The 359-nt window shown below is 48.2% G+C and carries 1 protein-coding gene; it reads right to left on the bottom strand.

Going from position 1 to position 359, the window contains the following annotated elements; all coding sequences use genetic code 11:
• A partial coding sequence (locus LKX83_RS32105; RefSeq protein ID WP_227887320.1) for a hypothetical protein occupies positions 1-359 on the bottom strand: 359 nt, incomplete at both ends.

Here is a 359-nt window from a genome sequence, read left to right as displayed (position 1 = left end):
TCGCATAGCGCACGCACACTCTTTGCTTTTGTAAGTGCGCTCTCTAGCTTCATAAGCGGAGCGGTAACATGCTGGCGCAGTTCGTTAATCTCCTTCTCTAACGCCAATTCATCATCACTTTGCCGCATCGTAGCAGCCATCTCTACCGCGTTCTCATCCAGTCCGCGATATATGCGATATGTCCATGTAAACTTTGGGTCCGTCCAGCGGTATCCTTCAATCCCATGTGCCAGTACGTAATTTTCCAGTCGATCAATGCGATGACGTGCATCTTCCATTGTTAAATCCGGCTCCATCGGAAGAAGAAGCTCGGTTTTAATGCAGCGGAAAATCGCTTCATAACGCCAGTTATACCGAAT

This window comes from Cohnella baijiui, from assembly GCF_020731285.1.
Taxonomy (GTDB): domain Bacteria; phylum Bacillota; class Bacilli; order Paenibacillales; family Paenibacillaceae; genus Cohnella.
Note: the sequence above shows the minus strand (reverse complement) of the source record. Positions and strands in the feature narration are given on the sequence as shown.